This is a genomic window from Rhodococcus sp. BH4, assembly GCF_002079265.1.
GTDB lineage: Bacteria > Actinomycetota > Actinomycetes > Mycobacteriales > Mycobacteriaceae > Rhodococcus_F > Rhodococcus_F qingshengii.
Genome location: NZ_CP014941.1, coordinates 2,470,167 through 2,481,824, shown reverse-complemented (window position 1 = coordinate 2,481,824; position 11,658 = coordinate 2,470,167). Strand labels below are relative to the sequence as shown.

Below are 11,658 nucleotides of genomic sequence, written 5' to 3'. Positions count from 1 at the left end.
GACCAGCCTCGCTCAGCAGGCTAAGCGCTCATCGCCGGGGAAGGATCGATTTGTCCCATGGCTTGTGTCACGAGTTCCGGTGCGGGGTCGAAGATGTCGTGAGCTGCCAGATCGATGATGTCGACGCCGCGTACGGCTCTCTCGCATCGCTGCGCGAGATCGGCTCGACACTCCCCTGCCTCCTCGAGCGGAGCCAGCCTGACCTTCACCTCGACGTTCTTCTGACGCAGGATCCGACGGATGGACTGACCGATCGTTTCGGTGCCGACAAAGCAGGGTCCGGTGCACAGGGAACCGTCGGCGTTCTCGTAGCGGATCGCCATCGGCTGAACCGGGCATTCGGCGTCGACGGCTGCTTGGAACATCGCCGGACGAAAACCGCCGTACGCCCGCCCGCACCAGGTCGTTCCCTCGGGGAACACCATCACCCGGACACCTCGCTGCAGGCGTTCGCGAACGACGTCGACGGTTCCGGGGAGTTCACGCAGGCGAGCGCGGTCGATGGGGACGACGCGCATCCGGCGCGCGAGACCGCCGAGCACTGCCCAGTCGAGCAGGTCGGCGCGGGCGACGAAGTTGGCCGGAGCAACGGCGCTCGCGACGAGGACGTCGGTCCAGGACACGTGACCGGCGACAACCATGACCCCGTCAGGTTCCGCGCGCCCCAACCGCTGGTCGTCGACCGTCAGCTTCATCCCCAGACAACGAAGCAACGCGCGCGAGTATCCGCGTTGCATCTCAGTACGCCAGGTGCGCGGGAGGAGCCAGCCGGCCGAAAGCACAGGCGCAGTCAACAGTGCGGCACCGACCATGACCCCGCGGGCCATCACGGTGATACTCGACACACCGGGTGCGTCCGCGGGTAGGCACCCGTCGCCGCAGGGGCTCGTCGGCACCCAGTACGGCACCGCCGCGGTCATCAGCCGATCCCCGACTCGTGTGCGGCGGCCGCCGATCGCAGCCGTTCGAGGTACCGCTTGTTGGCGGAGTGAAGGCCTTGCAGCGCAACAAAATCGGCCACACCGAACTCGGGATCGTGAGCAGGTTCCCCGCAGATCATCGCGCCCATCCGCAAGTAACCACGGAGCAACGGTGGCATCGTCACGCGTTCCGGTGCGGCGATCTCGTCGAGCGTCAGACCCCCGAGGACCACCGGGTTTCGTGGGATCACCCGCCGCGACCCCGGACTGGCGTGCTTGTTCATCACGAAGTCACGGACGCCGCGGACATCGGCGCCGGCAATTGAATCGGGGCTCGGCAAGACGGGCACGGAGACGCAGCCCATCACCCACTCGTATCCGGTCAATTCGAGATAGTGCAGGATGCCCGACCACATCAGGCTCAGGACGGATCCGGTGCGGTGAGCGGGATCGACGCACGCGCGACCCATTTCGACGATCCTGTTCGCCACCGGATCGAGCGCGGAGATGTCGAATTCCGTTGCGGTGTAATACCCACCGGCCGCCGCAGCGGAATCCGGCGGCAGCATTCGGTAGCAGCCGACGTACTCCTCGGTGATGTTGTCGCGAACGAGAAGATGATCACAGAATTCGTCGAAGGCGTCGGCGTCGAGTTCGAACACCCCGGCCGAAGCGGGGAGGGAGAAGCCTGGCTCGGAGGCGAACACTCGGTATCGAAGGCGCTGCGCAGCGACACGATGCTCGCGGTCGGAGGAGACGATCAGGGAATATCTCGGCTGGGCGACCTCACGGCCGAGATTGTCACTCGCGGAGCGAAGGACTGACGTAATTGTCATGCGCAAGGTTTATCGAGCGCGAACGGCGTCTCGGTATCGACGAAGTGACATGCCGATGCAGGCCGGGTGAATAAAGCACTGTGCGCCTTTATCAACCGCGGGGGGTTGATAAAGGCGCACAGCAGTTTGCGCTTTTCAGCCCTTGTGGGACTTCACAGCTTCGGTGAGCTGCGGTGCGACGTTGAACAGGTCGCCCACGATGCCGAAGTCGGCGATCTCGAAGATGGGTGCCTCTTCGTCCTTGTTGACCGCGACGATGGTCTTGGACGTCTGCATGCCGGCACGGTGCTGGATGGCACCGGAAATGCCGAGCGCGATGTACAGCTGCGGCGAGACCGTCTTACCGGTCTGACCGACCTGGAACTGTCCGGGGTAGTAACCCGAGTCCACAGCGGCACGCGAAGCACCGACTGCAGCGCCGAGGGAGTCGGCCAACTCTTCGACGACGGAGAACTTGTCCGCGCTGCCGACACCACGTCCACCGGAGACGACAACCGACGCCTCGGTGAGCTCCGGGCGGTCGCCGCCGACGATGGGCTCACGCGAGGTGACCTTGACGGCACTCTCGTCCTGGGCCGGAACCTCGACGGTGATCTGCTCGCCTGCGCCGGCCTGCGGAGCAGCCTCGACTGCGCCCGGACGAACCGAGTAGACCGGAACGTCGCCGTTGGCCTTGGCCTCGACGGTGAACGCGCCACCGAAGATGGAGTGGACGCCGGTGCCGTCAGCCTTGATCTCGATGACGTCGGTCAGCAATCCGGAGCCCAGACGTGCGGCCAGACGACCGGCAACCTCTTTGCCCTCGGTGCCGGCTGCGGTGATGACTGCTGCCGGGCTGGTGGACTCGACCAGAGCGGCGAGAACGTCGACCTTGGGGGTGACGAGGTAGCCGTCGATGTCGTCGGACTCGGCGACGTAGATCTTCTCGGCGCCGGCTGCTGCCAGAGCGTCGGCGAGCTTTGCTGCGGTGCCCGCGGGGCCGGCGACAACTGCCGACGGCTCACCGAGTGCGCGTGCAGCGGTGATGAGTTCGGTGCTGACCTTCTTCAGCGCACCCTCTGCGTGCTCTACGAGCACAAGTACTTCTGCCATGACTTAACTCTCCCTGAGTTCTTCTGCTGGATGTCTAGAAGGGCGCGATCAGATGACCTTGTTGCTGACGAGGTACGCGGCAATCTTGGTGCCACCGTCTCCCTCGTCGACGATGCGCTCACCAGCGGTACGGGGGGGCTTGGGGGTGGAGGACGTCACGGTGGTGCCGGCGTTGGCAACTCCGACGGTCTCCGGGTCGACTCCGAGGTCGGCCAGCGTGTAGACGAGAACTTCCTTCTTCTTCGCGGCCATGATGCCCTTGAAGGACGGGAAGCGCGGCTCGTTGATCTTCTCGGTGACCGAGACGATCGCGGGCAGCGAAGCCTCGAGGCCGAAGACGCCCTCGTCGGTCTCGCGCTCACCGGTGATCTTGCCGTCGGCGACGACGACCTTGCGCAGCTGCGTGAGCTGCGGGATGCCCAGGTACTCGGCGATGATGGCCGGAACAGCGCCGACGCGGCCGTCGGTGGCCTCGTTGCCGGCGATGATCAGGTCGGCAGGCTCGTCGTTCTCGAAGGTGATCTGTCCGAGAGCAGCAGCGAGCGTCCATGCGGTCTGGATCGCGTCGGAGCCGTGCAGTGCCGGGTCGTTGATGTGGACGGCCTTGTCGGCGCCCATCGACAGAGCCTTGCGGATAGCGTCGGTGGCGCGGTCGGGACCTGCGGACAGCACCGTTACCTCACCGCCCTGAGCTTCCTTGATGAGGAGTGCTTCTTCGACGGAGCGCTCGTTGATCTCGTCGAGGACTGCGTCGGCGGCTTCACGGTCAAGCGTGTAGTCGCCGTCGGTCAGCTTGCGCTCGGACCATGTGTCGGGGACCTGCTTGATCAAAACAACGATATTCGTCATGGGTCTTCGTCGACCTCCTGTGTGTAATTCACCTGATAAATCGTCTGTGGTGCTCGCGCAGTCCGAGCGTCCGAAAAGAGAGTCCGACAGGTCTCCCTACGGGCGAATTTCTCGGTTCACGTCGGCTGTGCGTTAGATTACCCCACGTTAAGTTACCGGTGGGTAACTTAACGTGGAACCTCGTCCACCATAACGGCACGAACAGGAATTGACAGCAGTGATCTGGACCACGGCGAACACGTTCTACTCGGATGGCACTAATCTCGCACGGGTGAGTGAAACGAGTGTCAGCAACCACGAGGACGCACCCCTGCCCTTGACGGGCGAACGAACCGTGCCAGGAATCCCCGAGGAGAACTACTGGTTCCGACGCCACGAAGTGGTGTACCGCGCACTTCTGGAGCGCTGCACGGACCGCCGAGTCCTCGAGGCCGGTTCCGGAGAAGGCTACGGCGCCAACATGATTGCGGACGTCGCAACAAAGGTTACCGGCCTCGACTACGACATCTCCGCGGTCGAGCACGTCCGTGCCCGCTACCCCCGCGTCGAGATGCTCCACGGCAACCTCGCCGAGCTTCCACTGGCGGACAACTCGGTTGACGTCGTCGTCAATTTCCAGGTGATCGAGCACCTGTGGGATCAGGGTCAGTTCCTGCGCGAATGCTTCCGAGTTCTCGCTCCCGGCGGTGAACTTCTCATCAGCACCCCCAACCGGATCACCTTCTCCCCCGGCCGCGACACGCCGCTCAACCCTTTCCACACTCGTGAGCTCAACGCCTCCGAAATGACCGAATTGCTCGAAGACGCCGGATTCCGCGTTCAGTTGATGACCGGCGTCCACCACGGTTCGCGCCTGAAGGAACTCGACGCCAAGCACGGCGGATCGTTCATCAATGCGCAGATCGACCGCGCGTTGGCCGGCGAGCCCTGGCCGGAAGATCTCACCCGCGACGTCGAGGGCATCACCGTCGACGACTTCAGCATCAGCGAACCCGACATCGACGACAGCCTCGACCTCGTCGCTATTGCCGTGAAGGAAACCGGCGAGTGAGTAACGCAACACCCGTCACCGAACCGGGGATGTTCGCCCTGGTTCTGCACTCCCATCTGCCGTGGCTCGCCAACCACGGCAGATGGCCCGTCGGCGAGGAATGGATCTACCAGTCCTGGGCTGCGTCGTACATTCCGCTCGCCGCCGCGCTACGACGCCTGGCCGACGAGGGCCGATCGCACCTGCTGACGCTGGGAATCACGCCCGTACTCGCGGCCCAGTTGGACGATCCCCACTGCCTCGCCGGGATGCATCACTGGCTCGGCAACTGGCAGATCCGCGCCCACGAGGCTGCCGGCATGCCGGACGCGGCGCACCGCGAACTCGGCGCGCGCGAACACCGGGCGTCAGCTGCCGCTCTCGCAGATTTCGAGACTCACTGGCAGCACGGCGCCTCACCGGTGTTCCGCGACCTCATCGATCGCGAGGCCTTCGAGCTTCTCGGCGGGCCGCTGGCCCACCCGTTCCAACCGCTGCTCGATCCTCGCTTGCGGGCGTTCTCCCTCCGCGAAGGTCTCGCCGACGCGCATGCCCGGTGGAATCACACTCCGACCGGGATCTGGGGACCTGAGTGCGGGTACACCCCGGGCATGGAGCGCGGGTACGCCGAAGCGGGCGTCACCCACTTCATGGTCGACGGCCCCGCCTTGCGCGGCGACACGTCCCTCGGCCGCCCGGTTCGAGAATCCGACGTGGTTGCATTCGGCCGCGACCTGCAGGTCAGCTACCGGGTCTGGTCCCCCAAGTCCGGATATCCGGGTCACGCCGCCTACCGCGACTTCCACACCTACGACCACGAGACGGGTCTCAAGCCGTCGCGAGTCACCGGACGGACCGTCGACTCCGCCGACAAGTTGCCGTACGACCCCGAACTCGCTGCGGCCGCCGTCGACAAGCATGTTGCCGACTTCGTCGAAACCGTTCGGGCGCGTCTGCGCAGTGAATCCACCCGCATCGGCCGCGACGCCCTCGTGGTCGCAGCTTTCGACACCGAACTGTTCGGGCACTGGTGGCACGAAGGTCCGCAGTGGCTCGAAAAACTCCTGCGCGCGCTTCCCGAGGCCGGAATTCGCGTCGGCACCCTCGCCGACGCCAAGGCATCGGGATACGTCGGCGAACCCGTTCAACTCGAGGATTCGTCCTGGGGATCGGGTAAGGACTGGCGTGTCTGGGCTGGCGATCAGGTGTCCGACCTGGTGCAACTGAACTCCGAAGTGGTGGAGACCGCGCTCGGCACCGTGGACAAGTCTCGCGGACGCGACAACGCACCCGGACGACCGGAACTGCGAAACCGCGTCAACGATCAGATACTTCGCGAGACACTGATGACAGTTTCGAGCGATTGGGCATTCATGGTGAGCAAGGATTCTGCCGCGGGGTACGCCCGCGAACGTGCGCACAAGCACGCCCATGCGACCAGGGAAATCTCCGAAGCGCTGGTTTCCGGCCGCGATGCCGTCGCCGAGCGACTCGCCGAAGGCTGGAATCGCGCCGACGGGTTGTTCCCGGGACTGGATGCTCGCCGTCTACCTGACACAGAACTGAGTCCGTCGTGAAAATTCTCATCGTCTCGTGGGAGTACCCACCGGTCGTCGTCGGCGGCCTCGGCCGACACGTCCACCATCTCGCCACCGAGTTGGCGGCTGCAGGCCACGAGGTCGTCGTTCTCTCGCGTCGCCCCTCCGGCACGGATGCGTCGACGCACCCGACGATCACGCACATTTCCGAGGGCGTCCTTGTCGTCGCAGTGGCCGAGGACCCCGCGCACTTCGTCTTCGGCGAGGACATGCTCGCGTGGACCCTCGCGATGGGTCACGCGATGGTCCGTGCCGGGATGGCGCTGCACAAGCCAGGAGTGGGCGAGGGCTGGCAGCCCGACGTCGTGCACGCGCACGACTGGCTGGTCGCACATCCGGCGATCGCCCTGGCCGAATTCTATGATGTCCCACTGGTTTCCACACTTCACGCCACCGAGGCGGGTCGCCACAGCGGCTGGATCTCCGGACGCATCAACCGCCAGGTCCACTCCGTCGAGTGGTGGCTGGCAAACGAATCCGACTCTCTCATAACTTGTTCGGCGTCCATGCAGGAAGAAGTGACCGAGCTCTACGGCCCGACGCTGCCGCCGATCACCGTCATCCGCAACGGAATCGACCTGACCACGTGGAACTTTCGCGAACGTGGACCGCGATCCGGACCGCCGAAACTCCTCTTCGTCGGCCGCCTGGAATACGAGAAGGGCGTGCAGGACGCCATCGCAGCACTCCCCCGAATCCGTCGTAGCCACCCCGGCACGACCCTCGCGATCGCGGGCGAAGGCACCCAGTTCACCTGGCTCTACCAACAGGCACGCACGCATCGCGTCGCGCGGGCGGTGGACTTTCTCGGCAACCTCGATCACACGGAACTGCTCAGCTGGCTGCACGGAGCGGACGCCATCGTCCTGCCGTCGCGCTACGAGCCGTTCGGAATCATCGCCCTCGAAGCGGCGGCGGCCGGCACTCCGCTGATCACGTCCACCGCAGGCGGACTGGGCGAAGCCGTCGTCGACGGGGTGACGGGGATGTCCTTCCAACCGGGCGACATCGCCGGGCTCACCTCGGCTGTCCGCGAGGTACTCGACGATCCCGCCGGGGCGCAGGAACGGGCAGTGGCCGCCCGCGCACGCCTGACATCGGACTTCGACTGGCATCAGGTCGCCGAGGAGACTGCTCACGTCTACGCGGGCGCGAAGCGTCGGGTGCGGCAGCCGTTGGCACGGCCACAGATTCCCGAGCGGCCGCTCCCTGGTCGCTGACGCGCTGACCTCAGCGGGTCGGGAGGGGCGCGGTGAAACGAGAACTCGCATCCCCGAGCAGATGGCCTGGTGGCATCATCCGGCCGCACAGCACGAGCAGGAGATCCTGCGCCGCCCCGTGAACCTCGGCGCCGGCACCGTACGTCCAGTCTCGGTCGTCGGCGCGCAGCCGAGCGCCGTCGAGGTCCGTCCCGAAATACTTCAGGGTTTTGGGCGAGAGTCCGCTGAGCACGCGAGTGAGCCGGTCTTCGGGCACCACGTAGTCGTCGCCGAGTGCCACGCGAATGTCCTGACCGTGGATCACGTCGTGCGAGAGCGCACCCTCGAAGCCGCCGCCTGGAGGCTTCCACGGGTGTGCAACGTTGTCGCGAAGCGAGGCAAGCAGTTGTCGCTCACCGACTTCGGACGCATCGGCGAGCGCTCGCCGGTTCGACATCTTGTTGAAGTTTCCGCGTGACTTGACCATTTCCACGACGAATCGCGGCGCCGAGTATCGGTAGGGCATGGTGATGTGCGCGATCACTTCGCGGACCCGCCACCCCTCGCACAGGGTCGGCGCGTTCCACTGCTCCGTGCTCAGGCCTTCGAGAAATCCCACCAGTTCGCGGCGCTGCGCCACGACCCATTCGGGTGTCTGTTCGCTCATGTCGGCACTCCTTTCACCGGCGCAGACTTTCGGCGCCGATACCGATACAGACCGGTGGCGGCGCCGAAAGTAATCGCTGGTTCTGCCAAAAAGTGAGCTACGACGTCGACGACGCGTCGGCAGCGTCCGCAGCAGCCTTCTTGCGTGCGATGTCCTCGAGCGCCGCGATGTACTTTGCACGATCGGCAGCGCCGGCTTCCCAATCGGACTTGCGGTTCTTGACCGCCTTCGCGGGCGAGCCGACCGCGATGCTGTAGTCCGGGATGTCGCCTTTGACGACGGCGTGCGCCCCGAGGACACAACCGCGTCCGACGCGGGTATTTCGCAACACGGTGACCTTCGCTGCCACCCACGTGTCCGGGCCGATACGGACGGGGCCCTTGACGATGCCCTGGTCCTTGATCGGTGTGTTGATGTCGTCCATGCGGTGGTCGAAGTCGCAGATGTAGCACCAGTCGGCTACGAGCGTCGACGCACCGATTTCGATGTCGAGGTACGTGTTGACGACGTTGTCCTTGCCGAAGACGACCTTGTCGCCGATGCGCAGCGAGCCTTCGTGGCAGCGGATCGCGTTGCCGTCACCGATGTGCACCCAGCGCCCGATCTCGAGGCGGGACAGGTCGGGGGTGGAATGGATTTCGACGTTCTTGCCGAGGAACACCATGCCGCGCAGGATCACGTGCGGGTTGGCCATCTTGAACTTGGCGAGACGGTAGTACCGCACCAGATACCAGGGTGTGTACGCCTTGTTCGCCAGAACCCATTTGAGGGAATCGACCGTCAAGAACTTGGCCTGATCGCTGTCGCCTCGGCGTGATCCCCGCCATCGAGTGCGCAACGGTGCGCCCCACATGCTCGTCATGAGTGTTCAGCCTACGTGGGGCCGACTCACCGACCCTCGGGGTGTGCCCCGTCACGTTGCCCCGGTCGGGATAGTCTCTGGTCCGGGCTTGTGCAGTTACCGAGGGCTCTTGATCAAGTGAAGGCAGGGAGATTGTGATGCGGCGGGTCCTACGGTCGTCCGTGATGGTGTCGACGGCGATCGCTGCGGCCCTGATCGCCGGTTGCGGCAGCGACGACGGACGGGTGGACCGGTACGCGTCGGCGGGTTGGCCGGCCATGCATGCCGACGCCCGCAACAGCGACACGAGCCCGGTCACCGGATCACGCAATGTCGAGTTCGCATGGTCACGCCCTCTCGGCGGTCCGGTTGCCGCGTACGCCTCGGTGGCCGCGAACGGCCAGAGCTTCGTCACCGCCCGCACCGAGAACGGCTGCAATCTCTTCTCGTTCCAGATGGATTCGGGTCGCAAGAAGTGGTGCGCTCGACTCAACGACGGAGTAGTCGCCTCGACGCCCATCGTCGACACTGCCACCAATGTCTACGTCGGCGAGAGCGGCGCGATGATGTCCTTCACCGAGACTGGTCAATTGCGTTGGCGCACGCTCGTTGTGGGCACTCCTCTCTCGTCACAGTTCACCGGCGACGGAAACCTGTTGTTCATCACCCAATTGGGTCAGATCAACGTGCTCAACCCGCAGACCGGCGCAAAAGTGGTTCCGTCGTTCGACCTGATCCCGCCGCCGTCGATCGACCAGGGCGCGAATGCAGAACTCATTCCCGACAACAAGGGTTTGAGCGAGTGCTTCCTCGGCACGTCCGGCTGCCCGGTGGCCAATACCCCGGCAGTGGACCTGGGCACCGGCAAGTTCTACTTCACCTTCTACGGACCCAGTTCTCGGGCAGCCGATCTGGTCGCCATGAAGTACACGGGCGGCGACAATCCGTCCATCACCCGCGAGTGGTCCACCGACGCGCTTCCCGGTGGAACGGCGTCGAGCCCGGACCTGTCGAAGGACGGCAAGACCGTCTACGCCACCGACAACAACGGATCTCTCTGGGCAGTGAACGCCGAAACCGGTGACACCAGGTGGAGTTACGACATCGGCTTCAACTCGGCCGGTAGTGCCTCGACGTCCGACGACGGTTTGATCATTCCCGCCGGCGGCGACAAGGGGCATCTCCTTGCCGTGCGCGACGAGGGAGATCATGCCGAACTGGTCTGGGAGCGTAAGGACCTTCTGCAGCTGGGTGTTCCGGCGCAGACCGCCGGCAACACCGGATACACCGTCGTACGCGAGGGTGAGAACGGACTGAGCCTGATCACCTTCGACACCGAAACCGGTGAGACGGTGGATCAGGACACGTTGCCTGGCGCGGTCGGCTTCACCGTCGGCACCTCGATCGGACCCAAGGGCGAAGTGTTGACGCCCAGCGCAATCGGTGAGCTGTTCGTCTTCAAGTGAGCTAGCGGGATGCCTCACAGATGAAGGCCGACGCCGATCGCCCGATCCGTACGATCACGACGCTCAGCGCAAGCGAGCCCTTGAGCTTGAGCCGTGGACGCAGCACTGCCGGGTCCACGTCGACTCCTCGCACCAGGATTTCGGCCACACCGCAGTCCCGCTTGGACAGTGTCTGTTTGAGCAGTTTCTCGGAGTACTTGATCTGCTCGAGGATCCGGAATCCGCGAACTCCCTCAGGGACGCTGTCACCGGTCAGATAAGCGATGCGTGGATCGAGCTGCCAGAGGCCGTGTCTGGCCGCGTAGTGGCGCACGAGGCCCGCGCGCACTACCGCTCCGTCCGGGTCGATGATCCACTCCCCCGGCGCTTGCTCCGGAATCACGTCGTCCTCGGCGTCGGTGATCGCCCACCCGCTCCCGTCGGAGCGAAGCACCGAAGCTCGACGCGTGACGCCGGACTCGGCCAGCCCCGTCGACCACAGGCAGGCTTCCTTGACGCCGCCGTCGAGCGAGACGACCTCGACTTCCCCGTCCCAGCCCAGATTGTCGAAATCGAGTCCGGGAGCACACTTCACCGCGAGATCACGGCCGGAGTACGCCTCGATGAGGTCCGGTAGAGGTGGCATCAACGCTGCCGGATCGTGAGTGCGGCGACCGCCCGATCGCCGTGCGGGGTCTGCCAGCACGACGGTCTCGCGTGTCGTCGGGCGGAGCGCGTCGGCCCGCAGCAACGCTGCGCTCGGCACATTGCGCTGTGCCATCGCCAGGCGAACGGAATCGATGTCGCTGCCGATCACGCGATGCGCAATTCCGGTCAAGGCATGCAGTTCGGCGCCGATGGAGCACGTCACGTCGTGGACGTCGCGCCCGATCAGACGCTGCGCGCGGTGGGCCGCGACAACGCCGGGAGTGGCTTGTTGCATCGCGTCGTCCGTGAACAACCATTGCTCACTGCCCGGCAGTTTGGCGGCGGCTTTACGTCGAAGCAGGACGGTGTCCACGAGCGCAGGCATGTGATCACCGAAACGCGTACGCGCCCGGCCGATGTCGGCCAGACGCGTACGCGTGGACAGTTCGAGCTGATCCACCTCGGCCAAGGCAGCTACGCCGGAATCACTTCCGAGATAGTCGACGTCGCCGAGGGTGAAGTCATAACCCAAT

At 65.0% G+C, this 11,658-nt stretch carries 11 protein-coding genes; 4 read left to right on the top strand and 7 right to left on the bottom strand.

Translation table 11 applies throughout. The features are described 5' to 3' along the window. Positions 1-20 precede the first annotated feature (20 nt). The 4 genes from A0W34_RS11540 to A0W34_RS11525 all read right to left on the bottom strand — a co-directional run bounded on the left by A0W34_RS11540 (position 21) and on the right by A0W34_RS11525 (position 3,697). On the bottom strand, positions 21-920 hold the full coding sequence (locus A0W34_RS11540; protein WP_050655131.1) for a lysophospholipid acyltransferase family protein: 900 nt from the start codon (positions 918-920) through the stop codon (positions 21-23). After that, a complete protein-coding gene (locus A0W34_RS11535; protein WP_003944707.1) occupies positions 920-1,756 on the bottom strand; it encodes a GNAT family N-acetyltransferase in 837 nt (278 codons plus the stop codon). The genes A0W34_RS11540 and A0W34_RS11535 overlap by 1 nt, the downstream gene beginning before the upstream one ends. A 135-nt stretch (positions 1,757-1,891) precedes the next feature. Further along, on the bottom strand, positions 1,892-2,848 hold the full coding sequence (locus A0W34_RS11530; protein ID WP_003944698.1) for an electron transfer flavoprotein subunit alpha/FixB family protein: 957 nt from the start codon (positions 2,846-2,848) through the stop codon (positions 1,892-1,894). 48 nt (positions 2,849-2,896) lie between these two features. Further along, entirely contained in the window at positions 2,897-3,697 is an 801-nt protein-coding gene (locus tag A0W34_RS11525; RefSeq protein WP_003944754.1) for an electron transfer flavoprotein subunit beta/FixA family protein, read from the bottom strand. Positions 3,698-3,968: 271 nt separating this feature from the next. Between A0W34_RS11525 and A0W34_RS11520 the strand changes: the two genes are divergently transcribed. Genes A0W34_RS11520 through A0W34_RS11510 form a run of 3 tightly spaced genes read left to right on the top strand, consistent with a single transcriptional unit; the run spans position 3,969 to position 7,545 of the window. Next, positions 3,969-4,748: a class I SAM-dependent methyltransferase gene (locus A0W34_RS11520; protein ID WP_042451468.1), complete on the top strand. Its 780-nt coding sequence runs from the start codon at positions 3,969-3,971 to the stop codon at positions 4,746-4,748. Positions 4,749-4,777: 29 nt separating this feature from the next. Next, a complete protein-coding gene (locus tag A0W34_RS11515) occupies positions 4,778-6,304 on the top strand; it encodes a 1,4-alpha-glucan branching protein domain-containing protein (protein WP_075835245.1) in 1,527 nt (508 codons plus the stop codon). Continuing rightward, positions 6,301-7,545 carry a glycosyltransferase family 4 protein gene (locus A0W34_RS11510; protein ID WP_058038602.1) on the top strand — a complete coding sequence of 415 codons (1,245 nt, stop codon included), beginning with the start codon at positions 6,301-6,303 and terminating at the stop codon, positions 7,543-7,545. Before A0W34_RS11515 ends, A0W34_RS11510 begins: the two co-directional genes overlap by 4 nt. 10 nt (positions 7,546-7,555) lie before the next feature. Here the strand turns inward: A0W34_RS11510 and A0W34_RS11505 are convergent, their stop codons facing one another. Both A0W34_RS11505 and A0W34_RS11500 read right to left on the bottom strand, forming a co-directional pair. Next, on the bottom strand, positions 7,556-8,191 hold the full coding sequence (locus tag A0W34_RS11505) for a maleylpyruvate isomerase family mycothiol-dependent enzyme (protein WP_065455553.1): 636 nt from the start codon (positions 8,189-8,191) through the stop codon (positions 7,556-7,558). Between the two features lie 97 nt (positions 8,192-8,288). After that, complete coding sequence (locus A0W34_RS11500) at positions 8,289-9,053, bottom strand: acyltransferase (protein WP_003944741.1); 765 nt, start codon at positions 9,051-9,053, stop codon at positions 8,289-8,291. 137 nt (positions 9,054-9,190) lie between these two features. On the opposite strand from A0W34_RS11500, the gene A0W34_RS11495 reads away from it, so the two are divergent. Next, positions 9,191-10,498, top strand: coding sequence for an outer membrane protein assembly factor BamB family protein (locus tag A0W34_RS11495; RefSeq protein WP_081557702.1), 1,308 nt, complete (start codon positions 9,191-9,193; stop codon positions 10,496-10,498). 1 nt (position 10,499) lies between these two features. Here A0W34_RS11495 and A0W34_RS11490 read toward each other — a convergent pair whose 3' ends face one another. Further along, complete coding sequence (locus tag A0W34_RS11490) at positions 10,500-11,657, bottom strand: THUMP-like domain-containing protein (RefSeq protein ID WP_081557701.1); 1,158 nt, start codon at positions 11,655-11,657, stop codon at positions 10,500-10,502. Position 11,658: the final 1 nt, after the last annotated feature.